This window comes from Rubrivirga marina (assembly GCF_002283365.1).
Lineage (GTDB): Bacteria > Bacteroidota > Rhodothermia > Rhodothermales > Rubricoccaceae > Rubrivirga > Rubrivirga marina.
This window is the reverse complement of record NZ_MQWD01000001.1, coordinates 4,161,689-4,178,752: the sequence shown is the minus strand read 5'-3', so window position 1 is coordinate 4,178,752 and position 17,064 is coordinate 4,161,689. Positions and strand designations below refer to the sequence as shown.

General features: G+C 72.8%; 13 protein-coding genes. 5 read left to right on the top strand and 8 right to left on the bottom strand.

The window, feature by feature from the left end; all coding sequences use genetic code 11:
* Nucleotides 1-309 precede the first annotated feature (309 nt).
* The 3 genes from BSZ37_RS17840 to BSZ37_RS17830 all read left to right on the top strand — a co-directional run bounded on the left by BSZ37_RS17840 (nt 310) and on the right by BSZ37_RS17830 (nt 4,992).
* The gene (locus tag BSZ37_RS17840; RefSeq protein ID WP_095511854.1) at nt 310-2,592 is read left to right on the top strand and encodes an FG-GAP-like repeat-containing protein; all 2,283 of its coding nucleotides are present in this window, start codon (nt 310-312) and stop codon (nt 2,590-2,592) included.
* 87 nt (nt 2,593-2,679) lie between these two features.
* Entirely contained in the window at nt 2,680-3,432 is a 753-nt protein-coding gene (locus tag BSZ37_RS17835; RefSeq protein WP_095511853.1) for an FG-GAP-like repeat-containing protein, read from the top strand.
* A gap of 18 nt (nt 3,433-3,450) precedes the next feature.
* Entirely contained in the window at nt 3,451-4,992 is a 1,542-nt protein-coding gene (locus tag BSZ37_RS17830) for a T9SS type A sorting domain-containing protein (RefSeq protein WP_095511852.1), read from the top strand.
* On the opposite strand, the gene BSZ37_RS22410 is transcribed toward BSZ37_RS17830, so the two are convergent.
* From BSZ37_RS22410 to BSZ37_RS17795, 7 genes are all read right to left on the bottom strand, one after another.
* Nucleotides 4,989-5,228 carry a hypothetical protein gene (locus BSZ37_RS22410; protein ID WP_218830551.1) on the bottom strand — a complete coding sequence of 80 codons (240 nt, stop codon included), beginning with the start codon at nt 5,226-5,228 and terminating at the stop codon, nt 4,989-4,991. The genes BSZ37_RS17830 and BSZ37_RS22410 overlap by 4 nt on opposite strands.
* Before the next feature lie 42 nt (nt 5,229-5,270).
* The gene (locus BSZ37_RS17820; protein WP_095511851.1) at nt 5,271-5,729 is read right to left on the bottom strand and encodes a hypothetical protein; all 459 of its coding nucleotides are present in this window, start codon (nt 5,727-5,729) and stop codon (nt 5,271-5,273) included.
* Nucleotides 5,730-5,792: 63 nt separating this feature from the next.
* Entirely contained in the window at nt 5,793-7,010 is a 1,218-nt protein-coding gene (locus tag BSZ37_RS17815) for a dipeptidase (protein WP_095511850.1), read from the bottom strand.
* A 387-nt stretch (nt 7,011-7,397) separates the two neighbouring features.
* Entirely contained in the window at nt 7,398-10,124 is a 2,727-nt protein-coding gene (locus BSZ37_RS17810; RefSeq protein WP_095511849.1) for a DUF5916 domain-containing protein, read from the bottom strand.
* Nucleotides 10,125-10,328: 204 nt separating this feature from the next.
* Nucleotides 10,329-11,129 carry a DUF4097 family beta strand repeat-containing protein gene (locus BSZ37_RS17805; protein WP_095511848.1) on the bottom strand — a complete coding sequence of 267 codons (801 nt, stop codon included), beginning with the start codon at nt 11,127-11,129 and terminating at the stop codon, nt 10,329-10,331.
* Between the two features lie 33 nt (nt 11,130-11,162).
* On the bottom strand, nt 11,163-13,283 hold the full coding sequence (locus BSZ37_RS17800; protein WP_095511847.1) for a M56 family metallopeptidase: 2,121 nt from the start codon (nt 13,281-13,283) through the stop codon (nt 11,163-11,165).
* Nucleotides 13,280-13,660 (bottom strand): BlaI/MecI/CopY family transcriptional regulator, encoded by a 381-nt coding sequence (locus BSZ37_RS17795; protein ID WP_095511846.1) that lies wholly within the window; start codon nt 13,658-13,660, stop codon nt 13,280-13,282. Before BSZ37_RS17795 ends, BSZ37_RS17800 begins: the two co-directional genes overlap by 4 nt.
* A 206-nt stretch (nt 13,661-13,866) precedes the next feature.
* Between BSZ37_RS17795 and BSZ37_RS17790 the strand changes: the two genes are divergently transcribed.
* Together BSZ37_RS17790 and BSZ37_RS17785 are read left to right on the top strand one after the other, a co-directional pair.
* Nucleotides 13,867-15,186, top strand: coding sequence for a vitamin K epoxide reductase family protein (locus tag BSZ37_RS17790; RefSeq protein ID WP_179299742.1), 1,320 nt, complete (start codon nt 13,867-13,869; stop codon nt 15,184-15,186).
* Between the two features lie 77 nt (nt 15,187-15,263).
* The gene (locus BSZ37_RS17785; protein ID WP_179299741.1) at nt 15,264-16,322 is read left to right on the top strand and encodes a mechanosensitive ion channel family protein; all 1,059 of its coding nucleotides are present in this window, start codon (nt 15,264-15,266) and stop codon (nt 16,320-16,322) included.
* 24 nt (nt 16,323-16,346) lie between these two features.
* On the opposite strand, the gene BSZ37_RS17780 is transcribed toward BSZ37_RS17785, so the two are convergent.
* The gene (locus tag BSZ37_RS17780; protein ID WP_095511843.1) at nt 16,347-17,048 is read right to left on the bottom strand and encodes a 1-acyl-sn-glycerol-3-phosphate acyltransferase; all 702 of its coding nucleotides are present in this window, start codon (nt 17,046-17,048) and stop codon (nt 16,347-16,349) included.
* Nucleotides 17,049-17,064 lie beyond the last annotated feature (16 nt).

Below are 17,064 nucleotides of genomic sequence, written 5' to 3'. Positions count from 1 at the left end.
TCGGAGGTCTGCGGCGTCAGCCATTCCCCCAAAAGGAGAGGGGGTCACATCGGTGGGGCGTGTTTTCGTATGCCGTGGGCCGTGGATAATTCCGCCGCTGCGTTGGCATGTGGATGACGTTGGCAGCCGACGCTGCTCTCGAAAACATGAGTGTTTAATCCATGCGGCCAAGTTGTGACGCAAAATGTCTTGTTGGGAACGTCCAGTCGCCTACTTTTGCGGCGCTCGCACGGCCGGTCACGGGGCCAGCACGACGAAGCGTGTGTCCCTCCCCCGGGCGCTCGCCAGAGTGCCCCAGCCGCCCCTGCTATGAGCGAGCGCCACCGGCTCGGCCCTTGGGTCCCCCTCGCGACGGTCGCCGTGGTCCTGGCCGTTACCCTCCCGGCCTCCGCCCAGACCTCCGTCCAGACCTTCGTCCGCGACGAGGCCGCGAGCGCCGTCCTCTCCGATCTCCACTCCGGTGCTGCCCTCGCGTGGGCGGACTACGACGGCGACGGGGACCCCGACCTCGTCCTCACCGGGTTCGGTTTCGAATCCGGCGACGACTACCGCCTCTACGGGGAGGTGTATCGGAACGATGGGGGCACGCTCGTCCGCGACGACGCCAACAGCGCCGTCGTCGCTGACGTGCACTACGGCGCCCTAGCGTGGGCGGACTACGACGGCGACGGGGACCCCGACCTCGTCCTCACCGGTGTGGCTGAGAACATATTCGGTCCGGCCTTCGGGGAGGTGTACCGGAATGACGGGGGCACGCTCGTCCGCGACGACGCCAACAGCGCCGTCGTCGCCGACACCCGGTCCGGCGCCCTGGCATGGGCGGACTACGACGGCGACGGGGACCCCGACCTCGTCCTCACCGGTGCTGTTGGCAACGATGCGGGCGGAATCTTCTTCGGCGAGGTGTACCGGAACGTCGGGGGCACGCTCGTCCTCGACGACGCGAACAGCGCTGTCGTCCCCGACGTGTCCGACGGCGAGTTGGTGTGGGTCGACTACGACTCCGACGGGGACCCCGACCTCGTCGTCGCCGGCTACACCTTCGGCGCTCCCATTCAGACCTATGGGGAGGTGTACCGGAACGACGGGGGCACGCTCGTCCGCGACGCCGCGAACAGCGCCGCCATCCCTGATGACGGCGTGATGGCGTGGGCGGACTACGACGGCGACGGGGACCTCGACTTCGCCATCACGTATTCCGAGGGCGGGATCAGGAACCCCGACACCTACCTCGGCGAGGTGTACCGGAACGACGGGGGCACCTTCGTCCTCGACGCTGCGAACAGCGCCGTCGTGCCCAACCCCTACAACAGCGCCCTCGCGTGGGGAGACTATGACGGCGACGGCGACCCCGACCTCGTCCTCACCGGCAGCCAGGCTTCTTACGCGTTCGGCGAGGTGTATCGGAACGACGGGGGCACTCTCGTACGCGAGGACGTCGCTAGCGCCGCCATCCCCGAGATGACGATCGGCACGCTGGCTTGGGCCGACTACGACTCCGACGGCGACGACGACCTTGCCCTCGTCGGTCAGGGCTGGGGCGACTACGACGTCCGGAATTTCGGGGAAGTGTTTCGCTACGAAGCGGTGGCCCCGGGTGAGCCGCCCGTCGCCGATGCTGGGCCGGATCTGCAGATTCGGTCCAACTTATTCTTTAGGTACGTCGCGCTCAACGGAAGCGGCTCGTCCGACCCCGACGGCGACCTGCTCCAATACGTGTGGAGCGAGGGCGGCGCCACGGTCGCCACGGGTCTCAGGGGGGCCCCCAGGCTCACGAGTGGGACCCACGTCCTCACGCTGACGGTGACCGACCCGAGCGGGCTCACCGACACCGACGACGTGGCGGTCACGGTCACGCCGGACTTCGACCTCACGCTCCGGCCGGTCCCGGTCCAGAGGCCGTTCATCCACGTTGACCCCGGCGAGTCGTTCCTGTTCAACTACCACCTCGACAACCGGGACTACACGCGCCGGGGCGGGGACGCGTGGTTCGTCGTGGTCGACGCGGCCGGGGCCGAGGTGTTCGAGAGCGACCCCGTGTCCTTCTCACTCCGGATCGGCCGGGACCGGTCGTGGCGGCTCCTCGTCGAGGTCGCGGCCTCGACGGCCCCGGGCGATTACACCGTCGTCGGGTACATCGGGGACTACCCCGACAGGCTCTACGACGTGGACTCCCTCGCGTTTCGGGTTCGGGACCGGAGTGGGCTCGCCTCGGCGGCGGGCCGGACGGGCGCGGCAGCGTGGGCGGTCCTCGACGCCGACACGGGCCTCGCGCCGGCCGACTGGACCGACGACGGGACTGACGAACGGACCGCGGAAGCGGAACCCTCGGCGTTCGCCCTCGGCGCGCCGTACCCGAACCCGGCCGCGGGCCTCGTGACGGTCCCGTTCGCCGTGGCCGAGCCGGGCGCCGTCCGGCTCGCTGTGTACGACGTGCTCGGCCGCGAGGTGGCCCGCCTCGCCGACGGCGTGGCCGAGGCCGGGGCCCACGCGGCCCGGCTCGAGACCCGTGGCCTCCCGGCCGGGGCGTACGTCGTGCGGTTGGAGGCGGGCGGGGCCGTCGCGACGGCTCGGCTCGTCGTCGCTCGCTGACGGGACGGACCGCCCGCCTCGGCGCCGAGGCGGGCGGGGTCGGGTTCTTCCATCGGCGCTCGTCGGAGTGCCCCACCCCCAATCGCTATGACCCACAGATACATGCTCGGCTCCCGAGCTGCCCTCCCCCTCCTCGCCCTCGTGTCGCTGGTCGCGCCTACAACAGCGTCAGCCCAGAGCTTCACGGTCGACGACGCCTCGAGCGCGGCCGTGGCCGACGTCGCCGACGGGGCCGTGGCCTGGCTCGACCTCGACGGCGACGGTGACCCCGACCTCGCCGTGACTGGGCTCGACGCGTCGGGCGCCCGGCGCGGCGAGGTGTACCGGAACGACGGGGGGACGCTCGTCCTCGACGCGCCCAACAGCGCCGTCGTCCCCGACGTGAGCGACGGGGACCTCGCCGTGGCCGACTACGACATGGACGGGGACCCCGACCTCGTCCTGACGGGGATCGACGGGGCCGGCGCCCGGTACGGCGAGGCGTACCGGAACGATGGGGGGCTGCTCGTCCGCGACGCCGAGAGCAGCGACAACATCGACAATGTGAGCGGGGGGGGGCTCTCGTGGGGCGACCTCGACGCCGACGGCGACCTCGACCTCGCGCTCGGCGGGCGCACGTCCGATGCGCCCGGCAGCGCGGTGGGGTACGTGTACAAGAACTACCGCGGTCGGCTGGGCGGGCCCCAGTACCGCACCGACCTCCAGAACTGGCGCCTCTACGAGGGGGACCTCGAGTGGGCCGACTACGACGGTGACGGCGACCCCGACCTCGCCATCGCGGGCCTCGGGTACTCGGGGAACCGCCCGGGCCGGTTCCGGGTCCTGGGGGCCGTGGTCTAGAGCCGCGGAGGCTCCGTCGTGAACCGGGACGCAGGCATCTACGCCGTCCTCCTCAACGCCGCGCTCGCCTGGGGTGACCTCGACGGCGACGGCGACCCCGACCTCGCCGTAACCGGCCGTCGGTCCGTCCCCGATTACGCGGGGCCGTTCGCGGGAAGAACGACCCAGAGGCGCCGGAGGACGACGGCGGCCTACGGAGAGGTCGTGACGAACGTCGGAGGGCGGTTCGTCCGGTCGAGCTTCACCATTGCAAACGTCGACGACGGGGCGCTTGCGTGGGGTGACTACGACGGCGACGGCGACCTCGACCTCGTGGTGGCCGGGCTCGGCGACGGCGTTGACAACGCCATCAGCGAGGTCTACCGGAACGACGGCGGCGTGCTCGTCCGCGACGACGCTGCGAGCGCGGCCCTTCGTCCTGCGGCCGGCGCCGCGCTCGCCTGGGCCGATGTCGACGGCGACGGGGACCTCGACCTCGTCGTCACCGGCCGCGACGACGCGGGCCAGCCGTTCGGAACGGTCTATCGGAACGGGCCGGCCAACTCGGGCGCAGCGCCCGTCGCCGACGCCGGCGCCGACCAGGTCACGATGTGTGACAACCTCGACTACGGCCTCGTCCAACTCGATGGGTCGGGCTCGTCGGACCCCGACGGCGGGTGGCTCACCTACGTCTGGAGCGAGGGCGGGACGGAGCTCGCCACGGGGCGGAGCCCGGAGGTCCAGCTCTCGTGCGGGACGCACACGCTCACGCTGACGGTGACGGACCCGAGCGGGCAGACGGCCACGGACGAGGTCGAGGTCACGCTGACACCGGCCCTCGTCCTCACGCTCCGACCCGTCCCGGTGTCCCGGCCCTTCATCCACGTCGACCCCGGCGAGTCGTTCTTGTTCAACTACAACCTCGACAACCGGACCGAGTACGTCCTGGGCGGCGATGGGTGGTTCGTCGTGACCGACCCCGACGGGGCGGAGGCGTTGCGGAGCGCCCCCGTCGAGTTCCTCGTCCGGGAGGACCAGGATCGGTCGTGGCGGCTCCTCGTCGACGTCCCCGCGGGGGCGGCCCCCGGGGAGTACACGCTCGTCGGCTACATCGGAGACGGGTCCGACCTCTCCGCCACGATCTTCGACACGGACACGCTCTCGTTCACGGTCCGAGACACGGGCGCGCTCGCGTCGGCGGAGCGGACCGCAGGCGGTCCGGCCGGGTGGGGCGTCCGCGACGCGGAGACCGGGCTCCCGATCTCGGTCGCCCTCACCGCGACCGACGAGGTGGCGGCGTTGGAGGCGGCCGGGCCGGGGGCGTTCGCGCTGGAGGCGCCGTACCCGAACCCGTCGGCGGGCCTCGTGACGGTCCCGTACGCCGTGGCCGAGGCGGGCCTCGTCCGGCTCGCCGTCTACGACGTGCTCGGGCGGGAGGTGGTCCGGCTGGCCGACGGGCCGGTCGAGGCGGGGGCCCACGCGGCCCGGTTCGAGGCGGGGGGACTCCCGGCTGGGGCGTACGTCGTGCGGTTGGAGGCGGGCGGGGCCGTCGCGACGGCTCGGCTCGTCGTCGCCCGCTAGCAGAGCCGGCCACCCCGCCCGCCTCGGCGCCGAGGCGGGCGGTCCTCGCCGGCGCCCTGCGTGACGTAGGCTAGCTCCGGCGTCTCGGGCTCGACCGTGGCGCGGAACGTGGCCCGCTTGACCTGGACGCCGACGCGGAGCTGGCTCCGTGTCTTCCCCTTGTAAACGCCGCGCGTGGGCGGCACGTCGGCGTAGTCGCGGCCGACGGCGACACGGACGTGGCGCTCGCGGGTCACGTGATGGAGGTTGGGATGCCGTCGTCCGATCCGGCCCGTCGTCTACAACTGGTCGCCGCGAACGACGCGCCGGACGCCCTCGCCCCGGACGTCGAGCGTGAGGTCGACCAACACCGGCGTCGGCTCCCCGCGGTGGCGGCCCGGCGTGAACGCGCTGGCGTGGACGGCCCGGCGGGCGGCGTCGCCCTTGGCCGTCGTCGCGGCCTCGACCGCGTCGCTGCAGCGGACGGCCCCCGTCGTGTCGACGAGCGCGCGGACGACGGCGTAGCGCTCGGAGGGATCCGCGGGGCGGAGGGGGCCGCCCTCGTTCGGGATGCGAACGCGCTCCTGGACGGCGCGGAGCCCGCCGACCGGCTCCGGCGGAACGTCCACCTCGGCGCCGAGGCGGGCGGGGCCGAGGGCGAGCGAGGGGTCGGTGCAGGCGACGAGCGGCGTGCCCGTCGCCGCGAGCGATTGGCAGCCGGCGACGACGGCGAACGAGAGGAAGAGAACGAGGCGCATCGGGGGGCGGATCTGTCGTGACAAGATGCGTCACGGTTCTGCCGCCGTCCGGGTGTTCGAGTCCTACTCCTCGGCCATCGCCTCCACCTCGCGCCAGACGCGCATCACGTTCTCACCGAGCACCTTCCGGATGTCGGCCTCGGAGTACCCGCGGCGGAGGAGTTCGGCCGTGAGGTTCGGGTACGTCGAGACGTCCTCCAGCCCGACCGGCAGCGTCGGCCCGACCCCGTCGTAGTCGGAGCCGAGGCCGACGTGGTCGATCCCGACGAGGCCGACGACGTGGTCGATGTGGTCGGCGACGTCCGTGACCTCCGCCAGCCGGAGCGGGTTCTCGCGGTTGAAGTCGGCGGCGAAGGCGCGGCCCTCGTCCGAGTCGGGGTCGAGGCCCTCCGCCTCGAGCGCGTCGGCGAGCCGAGCGCGGAGCGCGTCGCGGTCGTCCTGGACGCGCTTCAGGAGAAACGTCGAGCCGAAGTTGATCTGGAGCACGCCGCCGTTCTCGGCGAGCCGCCGGATCCGGGCGTCGTCGAGGTTCCGCTCGAAGCCGGGCGTGAAGTGGCGGGCCGACGAGTGGCTGGCGATGACGGGCGCCGCGGTGACCTCCATGACGTCGTCGAACGCGGCGTCCGAGATGTGCGACACGTCGACCATGATGCCGAGCCGGTTCATCTCGCGGACGACGTCGCGGCCGAAGTCGCTGAGACCGCCGTGGGTGCCGGCGTCGTCGTAGCTCGAGTCTGAGATCTCGTTGTCGCGGCTGTGCGTGAGCGTGACGTAGCGGATGCCGCGGTCGCGGAAGTGCCGGAGGTTCCGGAGGTCGCCCTCAACGGGCGCGCCGTTCTCCATGCCGAGCGCGAGGAGCACGCGGCCCTCGTCGCGGAGCCGCGCGACGTCGTCGACGGAGCGGACGACGGCGAACTGGTCCGGGGCCGCCTCGGCGATCGCCTCGACCCCGTCGATGAGCGAGTCGGCGAGGGCGCGGGCGCCGCCGGTCTCCTGGTAGGAGGCGGGGATGTAGATCGACATGAACGCGACGTCGAGCCCACCGGCGACGGCGCGGGGGTGGTCGAAGTCGCCGGAGTCGGTCGGACCCGAGATGTCGTCGGGCGATTCGCGGAGGCGGTACGGGACGTCGATGTGCGTGTCGACGACGAGGGCGTCCTGGGTGAGGGCGAGGGCGCGAGAGGCGAGGTCCACAGAGTCGGGCGCGCAGCAGACCGTCGACGAGCAGCCCGAGGCGGTCAGGGCCAGTGCGGCGACGGCGAGCGAGAGGGCGAGGCGCATGGGAGGGGGGCGATGAGGCCGAAGTCTACGCCGAGGCTGCGTCCTCGATGGGCGTACGTGTTCGGTTCGGGCCCTGGTCGCGTATGAGGAGGGGGCGGGGCGCTGAGCGGAGGTGCGCCCCCCGAGGCCTGACGCCCCGGCCCGGCGCCGTGCTGCTCGCCGAGGTGCGGCGGGCTCCATCCCCAACCCCCGGTGCCGTCTACGAACGCGGCCACTACCGGATCACGATCGAGGACTTCGTCGACCGCGACGCGACGGTCGCCCCCTGAGTCGGCCGCCCCCGCCTCGGCGCCGAGGCGGGGGGAGCGGCAGACGCACGTCGGCCCCGGCCGGGGACACACAACCCAGCCGGGGCCGACAGTCCGGGGACGGCTTCCCCCGGAGTCCCTAGCCGAGCCAGTAGCTCAGCTTGAGGAGGAAGACGTTCGTGGCCTGATCGCGGAAGAGGCCCGACACGTCGCGGTCGAACTCGAAGGCGCCGTCGCGCGCGAACCCGTTCCGCTGCTGCTGCCACACGAGGAAGAGGGCCGAGCCGGGCCGGTACTCCCACCGCATCACGGCATTCCCCTGGAGGGCGCGGACGGTGAAGTTGGGGTTGTCGAACTCGACCGTGCCGCCGTCCGCGCCCGTCGCGACGTAGCCCGTCGGGACGTCGGAGCCGTCCTCCAGGACCGGGTCGATGGAGCCGAAGCCCTGGCCGTAGATCGGGAAGTCGGTCTCGCCGGGCGCCGTCATCTGGCGGAAGGCGGTGTACCGGCCTCGGGAGACGAACGGGCGGAGGTAGGTCTGGAGCGAGAGCGTCGGCGTGAACGTCCAGTTCAGGCGCGTGCCGAGGGCGAACGTCGTCTGGTCGATCTGGCCGAACACGTAGCGCTGGCCGAAGGTGGCGTCGAGCCCTGGCGCGTCGAACGCGCCGACGTACTGGCGCTCGTCGTGCTCGAGGTAGAGCTCGGGCCCGACGCTGAGCGTGACCGACGAGCTCGGCCGGATCTCGACCCCGGTCTCGAACCCGTTGAACTGGTCGCCGAGCGCGTTGCCGCCGATGCCCGTCCAGGCGTAGCCGCTGACGGCCTTCCGGTCGTCGCTCCAGGCGTTGAGGTTGAGGTTCCAGCCGCCCGGCGTGCCCGCGAGCGGACCGCCACGCGTGAGCCGGTTGCTCGTGGCCGCGGTGTAGACCTCGCCGTTGACACCGAAGCCCCAGAAGTTCTTGAACGTCCCGTTCGCGTTGCCGCCGAGGAACACGGCTGAGTTGTTGCCGGCGAAGTCCCAGCGGGCGCCCGAGAACACGTTCCCGCTGTAGCGCTGGAACGGGCCGCCGCCCTGGCTCTCCTGGTAGACCAGCACGCCGCCGAGGCCCCACTCGTCCGCCCGGCTCTGGTAGCCGAGCTCGTTCGAGTCGAAGCCCGGCGAGTTGGCCGTGAGGTGGACGCTCCCGAGCCACTTCCCGCTCGTCTTGAGGACGTTCGCCTCACCCGTCCAGCCCGAGAGCGACGTTCGCGTGGGGTCGAGCTCGAGGTGGTCGGCGTCGGGGCGTTGGTAGAGGCGCGGGAAGGCGGTCTGGAGCCGCTCGATCGACGCGGCGCTGCCGGTCACGTGGCTGCCCGCGAGCTGGCCGTTCACGATCCAGCCGCTGCCGAGCGGGTGCTCGACGTCGAAGCCGAGGACCGTCGCCTGGTTGGGGAGGAGGCCCGCGATGGCGTCGTTCTGGGTGCTCCGGAGCACCGACGTGCCCAGCAGGCCCACGATCGTGTTGCCGAACGTGCCGCGGGCGCGAGCGGCGGCGTAGTTCGTCGTCGGCTCGACGAGCGCGCGGTCGTCGGCGAGCCGGTTTCCGTCGCCGTCGAAGGCCTGGAAGTAGCCGTACTCGGGGCCGGTCACGGCGTTGAGCACGCCGAGCGAGAACCGCCCGACACGGCCGGACAGCTTCGCCGCGCCGAGGATCGTCGACTGCTGCGGGGCGTCGGTGTAGACCGTCCCGTTGTCGCCCGCGGCGTCGTGGACGGCGCCCGGGACGAAGTTCGTCCGCTGCGGCGTCCGCCCGATCCGGCGCGTGTAGAGGAGCGTCGGCCGGTTCATCCCGAAAAAGCGACGGGGCGACATCGAGAAGGCGTCGGTGCCCTCGACGAAGAACGGGCGGCGCTCCTCGAAGAACAGCTCGAACCCACCGAGGTTGACCTGCGCCGGGTCGGCCTCGACCTGCCCGAAGTCGGGGTTGACCGTGGCCGTGAGCGTGAGGTTCGAGCTCAGCCCGTACTTGAGGTCGAGCCCGACGCGCGGGTCGAGGTCGTTCTGGGCGTAGTACGGGTCGAAGTCGTCGCCGGGGGCGCGCGTGAGGCTGGAGGCCACGTAGGGCATCACTTCGAGTTGGCGCGGCGGGCGGAGGTCGCGGAGGTCGCGGAGGTGGCCGAACTGCGACACGACGCCGTCGGCGTCCGGGCTCATCGGGCTCCAGAACGACTCCTCGCCGGTGCGGACGTGCGTCCGGGAGAACTGGAGGTCCCAGTCCTGGGTGGCCTGGCCGCCGGGGTAGCGGAGCTGGCTGAGCGGGATCCGGAATTCGGCCGTCCATCCCGTCTCGTCGTGGGTGGCCGCGCCGGCCCAGACGGCGTCCCACGAGTCGTCCTCGTTGACGTCGTCATAGAGGAGCATGTCGCGCTGGACGCCGGCCGGGTTGAGGGCGAACACGAAGGCCGTCCGCTGGTCGTGGTAGGAGCCGAGCGCGACGAGGGCCCAGTCGCCCGTGACGTTGGCGTCGCGGCGGCCAAGCGGGGCCTGGATGGCCCCCGGCTGCGAGTCGTGCATCCGCATCCCGACGTAGATGGCCCCGTCGTCGTAGAGCACGCGGGCCTCGGTCCGTTCCGACGCTGCGTCGCCCGGCGAGGGGCGGAACTGGACGAACCCGGTCGCGACCTCGGCCCCGGCCCAGGCCGCCTCGTCGAGCCGGCCGTCGACGTCGAGGTCCGCGGTCGAGAGGGCGTGGGCGGCGAGCGAGCGAGGACCGGCCTCGGCCTCCGGGTCGTCGAGGCGGACGGGCGGCGCCGGCTGGGCGGAGGTCTGGGCGAGCGCGGGCGCCGCGAGGACGGCGGCGAGAGCGGCGACGGTAGAGAGGCGCATCGGAGTCGAAGGGGGATGTGCACTCCCGAGACGGACGAGCAGGCCGAAGGTTACTCGGGTGCTAAAAAAATCGCAGGTTGGCCCGGGCGGTCCCCTCCCGTCCTTCGGTGGGGGAGGCGGCCCCGTGACGTGCGGGGCGCCGGCCGGCATGCTCCGCCTCGGCGACGAGGCGGGACGAGGGGGGGCGGGCCTCAGCCCGCCGGCTCAGCCTCCGGCACGGAGGCGGACAGGGCCGTTGTAGGCCTCGAGCGACAGGAGGGGGCCGCCCCGGCCGAGCGTGGCTTCGAGCTGGTCACCGGTGTACCGGCCGCGCCGGCGGTTCGTCTCGGCGTAGCGGACCCCGTCGGCCGAGATCGACGCGTGGTTCGTCTTCGCGGCGAGTCGGGCCGAGTAGTCGCGGGGGACGGACAGCGTGATCGGCCCGTTGTGTGCCATCACGTTGAGGCCGGTGCCGCGCCAGACTGAGCCGCCGAGGTCGACCTCGACCGGCCCGTTCGTGGCGTTCACCTCGACGTCGCCGCTCAGGTCGTGGGCGAAGACGGGGCCGTTCGTGGCCGTGACCCGGATCCGCCCGTTCATGCCGTGGACACTGATGGGGCCGTTCGTGGCGACGAGGTCGAGGTCGGTGTCGCGCGGGGCGAAGATCTCGTAGCTCACCGAGGCCTGCGAGTCGCCGGCCCAGCCGGGCTCGGCGCGGACGCTCCCGCCGTCGACCTCGATGACGGTCTCGCGGACGGCGCGGTCGGCGTCGGCCTGCGTCTTGGCGCCGGCCGTGATGCGGGCGCGGACGAGGACGTCGGAACGGTCCCACTCCTTGACTTCGAGGCTCCCGTTGAGCACCTGAAGGTCGAGGGCGTCGGCGCGCGTCATCGTCTCGCGGACCTCGCAGGCACGGACGCCTTGCCACGTGCCGGCCCGGTCGCACCAGTCGTCGGTGGGGAGGACGCGGGCGGGCTGCGCGCAGGCGGCAGCGGCGACGAGCGGGAAGAGGAGCAGAAGGCGCATGGGAGGGGTCGGAGAGGGGAGGCGCCGTCGGGCTTAGCAGTCGCCGCTGGCACGGGCCTCGGCGGCCTTGCGGGCGCGGTCCACATGGGACCAGTCGAACATCACCTGCTCGCGGACGGCCGGCGGGGCGGAGGGGCCCGAGGCGGTCGGACGGGGAGCGCGTCGCGGCGTGGGCGCCGTGCGCGGAGCGGGGCGAGGGGTCGGCGTCCGGTTCCAGCCCGAGGTCGTGCCACGCGACGGGCGGCGGGCCTCCCGCGACTCGCGGCGGGCGTCCTCGATGGCGCGCTGCGCCTCACGGAGGGCCTCGCGCTGGTCCTCGCGGACCTTGCCCCAGTCGATCTCGCGGAGGGCTTCCTGCGCGTCGCGGAGCGCCTCCTCTTGGGCCTCGTGCATCTCGTCCCAGTCGATCTCGTCCACCGCCTCCTGAGCCTCGCGGAGCGCCTCGGCCTGCTCACGCCGCATCTCCTCCCAGTCGATGTCCGCCAGGGCCGCTTCGGCCTCTCGCTGGGCGTCGAGTTGGGCGATCTGGACCTCCATCCGCATCTCGTCCCAGTCGATCTCGGCGAGGGCGGCGTCGGCAGCGCGGAGGGCGTCCTCGCGGATCCGAGCGATCTCGCCCTCGTCTAGTTCCACCTCGGCGAGGGCGCGGCGGATCTCCTCGCGGCCGCGCGCCATCTCCTCGCGGGCCCGGTCGAACTGGTCCCCGTGGAGGCGGACGTGGACCGAGTCGGTGTCGGAGACGACCGGCTCGGGCTCGACGTCGTCGGGCGCGAGGGACGTGACGACGAACGGGTCCATCGTGATCGTGGCCTCGGCGACGGCGGGCGCCTTGGGCGCGGCCTCGGCCCGGGCGACGGGCTGCAGCGCGGCCAGGGGGAGGAGGACGCACGCCGCCAGCGTCGCGGTCGTCGACTGGCCGAGCCGGCCGAACGGACCGCGCCGGCGCGAGTCGTCCAGGATCGAGACGATCCGGTCTTCGAGCGGGGCCTGCCGGGCCATCGGGGCGACGGCGGCGAGGGCGACTGGCTCGCGGCGTCGGAGCGAGCGGGCCACGCCGACCAGGTGCGCGGCGTAGTCGGTGGGCCGGGCGCCGCCCTGGATCACGGCGTCGTCGCAGGCCTGTTCGCGGGCGTCGAGGAACCGGCGGTAGGCCCACCACGCGATGGGGTTGGCCCAGTGGACGGCGAGGGCGACCTGGGCCACGGCTTGCGTCCAGGCGTCGCGGCGGCGGAGGTGGGCCATCTCGTGGAGGAGGACGGCCTCGCGCCGCGTGTCGTCCCACTCGTCGGCCGAGGCGGGCAGGACGACGGCCGGATCGCCGTAGCCCCACGCGATCGGGACGTCGAGGGCGTCGGTGCGCAGGAGGCGGACGGGCTCGTCGAGGCCGGCGAGGCGGCGCGCCCGCTCGGCGAGGACGGCCCACTCGTCGTCGGTCTCGGGCCGAGCCGTCGCCACGAGGCGGTGGGCCGCATACAGCGCCACCAGCCACCCGAGGGCGACCACGGCCGCGCCGAGTGCCCACAGTCCGAGGATCCACTGGCCCACCGGCCCGAGGCCGTGGCCCACGCTCGACAGCCAGCCGAGGCTCGGGCCGGGCGGTTCGATGCCGGCGCTGCGGGCGGCCACCTCGTAGGCCTGCGCCTCCATAGCGAGGGCGTGGGCCTCCATCTCTGCCGCGTGGGCCTCCATTTGCGCCTCGATGCCCGACTCGAGCTCGGTCTCGAACGCGGCCATCTCAGCCTCGAACTCCGCCATGTTCGCGTCGAAGTCGGCCATCGTCGCCTCGAAGTCTCCCATCTCGGCCTCGAAGGGGGCCAACTCGGCGCCGGAGGCGAACGGCGGCGGGGCGGGCGGCGCAGGCGGGGCCGGAGGCGCAGGCGGGGCCGGTGGTGCAGGGGCGAGCGGTGCGATCGGCGGAATCGGCGCCAGTGGGGCCATCACTGCGGTCTGGGTCGCGGACGGCGGGAGGACGCCGACGGCCCAGTTCGGCCCGGCCCACTCCAGAACGGGAAGGAGCAGGAGGGCGGCGAACGCGGCGGCCCACACGCCGTGCCGGGCCGAGGCCGGGGCGCTGCGGAGGAGACGGACGGTCAGGGCCGCCAGCAGGAGGACGAGCGCGCCCTTGAGCGCGATGGAGAGGAGCAGGGGGATCATCGTCCTTGGGCGCGGGCGCGCTGGATGAGGTCGTCGAGGCGGTCGAGGTCGTCGTCGCTCAGCTCCGACGAGGCGTCGTCGAGGAGGGCCGCCACGGCCCGCTCGGGCGTCCCGTCGAAGAACGTTCGGACGAGGTGGCGGAGGGCCGACCGACCCGCCTCCTCGCTCTCGACGACGGGGAGGTAGACGTACCGGGGGCCGTCCTGCTCGTGGTGGACGTGGCCCTTCTCCTCGAGGATGCGGAGGTGGGTCCGCACGGCAGAGTCGCTGGGCGGGTCGGGGAGCGCCTCGCGGACGTCGGCGGCCGAGGCGCGGCCGAGGCGGTGGAGGACGTCGAGCACCTGGCGCTCGCGACGGGACAGGGAGGGGACGGGCATGGGGTGGGTGCTAAAATCTTAGCGAGAACGTAGGGCACCCCGTCGGAGGAGTCAAGGGGAGGTGCTATTTTTTTAACATGACACCATCGCCGGGTCCACCGACGTTGGCGCGCGGGCGGTCGGTCGGTGTCGCGTCGGCGCGTCGGTCCGTACCTTTTCGGCCGTCCGGCCCCACAGTTGCACCCCGGCCGTCCTCCCCCCGATTTATGGCCCTCCCCGAACAGACCTCGCTCCTCCGCCGCGTCATCGTCGCGGTCGCCCTCCTCGGCGTCGTCGTCGTGACGCACCTCGCGCTCCAGAAGGCGAACGGGTTCGCCGCCGGCTGCACCGGCCTCGGCGACGTCGACTTCTCGGCCGGCGCGGCCACGACCGGCGAGGCCTCCGGCTGCGCCACCGTGACCGAGGGCGAGTACGCCGACTTCCTCGGCATCCCGAACATCACGCTCGGCCTGATCTTCTACGTGATCGTCGCCGGGCTCCGGCTGGCCTACGCCGCCCTCCGCGACGACCGGCTTCGGCTCGCGTCGTTCGGCATCGTGGGCGTCGGCTTCCTCTACACGCTGTACCTCGTGTACCTCCAGGCGGTCGTGATCGGCTCGTTCTGCGTGCTCTGCATGACGTCGGCCGTCCTCGTCCTCACCCTCACCGTTCTCCACGTGATCGAGCACCGCCGCCTCGGCGAGTCCCCCGGGGCCCCCGCCCCGACCAAGCGCCGCCACCTCGCCGGAGAGGCCACGGGCCTCGCCGCGCTCCGCCCGTACGTCCCCGTGCTGGGCGGCTTCGTCGTCCTCCTCGCCGCCACCTTCGGCCTCGCCGCCCGCGCCGACGGGGGCGCCGACCTCCCCGGCAACCCCCTCGCGAGCGCCGACGCCGAGACGCAGCTCCCGCCGCGCCGCATCCAGGACGTCACGGGCGCCTGCACCTACGACCCCGACATCGAGCCCATCGCGGACCTCACGCCGTTCATGGACGGCCCCTACCTCGGCGATTCCGACGCGGAGGTCAAGGTGGTCACCGTCTTCGACCCGAACTGCCCGCACTGTCGCGAGCTCGAGGAGGTCCTGACGCCGTTCATCGAGGGCAACCCGGAGGCCGCGCAGTACTTCTACGTGCCGTACCCGCTCCGCCAGCAGTCGGTGGGCCAGGCCATCGCGCTGGCCGTGGCGCAGGAGCAGGGCCGGTTCTTTGAGCTCATGGAGGAGATGTTCCGGCGCCAGGACACCACCTGGGGCATGACGATGCCAGAGCTCGTGGCGACCGTCGACGCCGTCGGGATGGACGGGGCGGCGTTCGAGGCCATGCTCGAGGACGAGTCGCAGCTCCAGGGCTACCTCACGCGGATCCAGGCCCAGGCCGAGGCCGTCGGCGAGGCGTTCTCGACGACCGACGGCCGGCTCTCGGTGCCGAAGCTGGCCATCAACGGCCGCGTCGTCGCGCCGACATACGCCTCCTATAGCGAGCGCTGCCTGTCCGAGTTCATCGCCGAGGCGGAGCCGGTCGGCGCGGCGGTCGAGGCCGTCGAGTAGCGGCGCCTCTCTCGCTCCGGATCGACGGGCGGGCCGGTGGGTTCTACCTCGGCCCGCCCTTTTTCGCTTCCGCCCCCGTGCTCCAGACCGCCGCTCCCGACTCGTCCCGCGCCGACACGCTGGACCCCGTCGTGCGGTCGGTGAAGGCCCGCGCGCAGGAGGCCGCCGAGGGGACCGCGACGCTCGGCGAGCGGGGCACGGACGCGCTCGCCGAGTTGGTCGGCCTCGGCGAGACGCTCACGCAGGACTTGGTCTACACGGCCATCCTGATCGTCGTGCTGTGGGCGGTTCGGCAGATCGTGCTGAGCGTCGTGCGGCGGCGGACGGCCGACGACGCGCGCAAGCTGTACCAGTGGCGCAAGGGGACGACCTACGCCGCGACCGTCGTCGGCATCCTCGCGCTGATCTGGATCTGGACCGACGCGATCGGGTCGATCAGCACGTTCCTCGGCCTCCTCACGGCCGGCGTGGCGATCGCGCTGAAGGACCCGCTCGTAGACCTCGCCGGCTGGGCGTTCCTCATCTGGCGCCGTCCGTTCGCCACGGGCGATCGGATCACGATCCACGGCCACACGGGCGACGTGATCGACCAGCGCCTGTTCCAGTTCACGCTCCTTGAGGTCGGCACGGTGACCGGTGCGGGCCAGTCGACGGGCCGGATCGTCCACCTCCCGAACGGGTGGGTCTTCTCGGACTCGGTCACGAACCACACGGGCACGTTCGCCTACGTGTGGCACGAGGTGCCCGTCGTGGTCACGTTCGAGAGCGACTGGCGGGCGGCCAAGCAGATCCTCCTCGACGTCGCGCACGAGTGCGCCGACCACCTGTCGGAGGACGCCGAGCGGACGCTCCGCCGGGCCGCGCGGGAGTACTTCATCTTCTACTCGAAGCTCACGCCGACGGTCTACACGAGCGTCGTGGGCGAGGGCGTCCAGCTCACGATGCGGTACCTCGTGGCGCCGCGCCGCGTGCGCGGGAGCGAGCAGGACGTGTGGGAGGCCGTGCTCGACCGGTTCGCCGCGCGCGACGACGTGGACTTGGCGTATCCCACGAGCCGGGTCTTCCACAACTACGTCGAGGGCAAGCCCGAGGCGGGCGGGCCGAAGCGCGAGCCGGAGAGCGAGGAGGCCGGATAGGCCCGGCGGCCGACCGAGGCGGGCCTACCGGACCGCGGAGCCGCTGCCGGCCGAAGCCGCGGTGCCCGCGGGCGGGAGCGTCGCGCGCTCGGGGTGGCGGCCCTCGACGCCCGCGAGGAGCGCGCCGATGGCGGCGAGGTCGGCGTCGAAGTCGCCGGAGGGAACGAGCGTCCCCTTCACGCCGATCTCCTTGCGCCCCCAGTCGAGGGCGACCACGCAGATCGGCACGCCCGCCTCGACGGCCATCCGGTGGAACCCGGTCTTCCAGTGCGCGACGGCGCTCCGCGTGCCCTCGGGCGTGATCGCGACGAACTCGGGACCTCCGGCGGTGAGCGCGGCGACGGCGCGGCCGACGAGCCCGCCGGGCGCCGACCGCTCGACCGGCACGCCGCCGAACGCCCGCAGGCCCCACCCGATGGGCCCCCAGAAGAGCTGACGCTTCGCGAACACGTGGATCCCGACGTCGCATGCGGCGGCTGCCGCCAGCCCCACGATGCCGTCCCAGTTCGACGTGTGCGGCGCGCCGATGAGGACCTGCCGCGGCCGGTCGGCGAAGCCGCCGACGAACCGCCATCCGAGCGCCCTCAGCGTCCAACGCCCGAGCGCCCGCAGCCAGCGCGGGTGGCCCTGCCTCGGGGCCGACGGCGGCAGGGCGGGGAGGACGGCGTCCGCGGAGAGGAGGCGGGGCGCCTCCGCTGGCGCGTCCGGAGAGGCGGATGCGAGCATGGTGCGAAAGCTACGT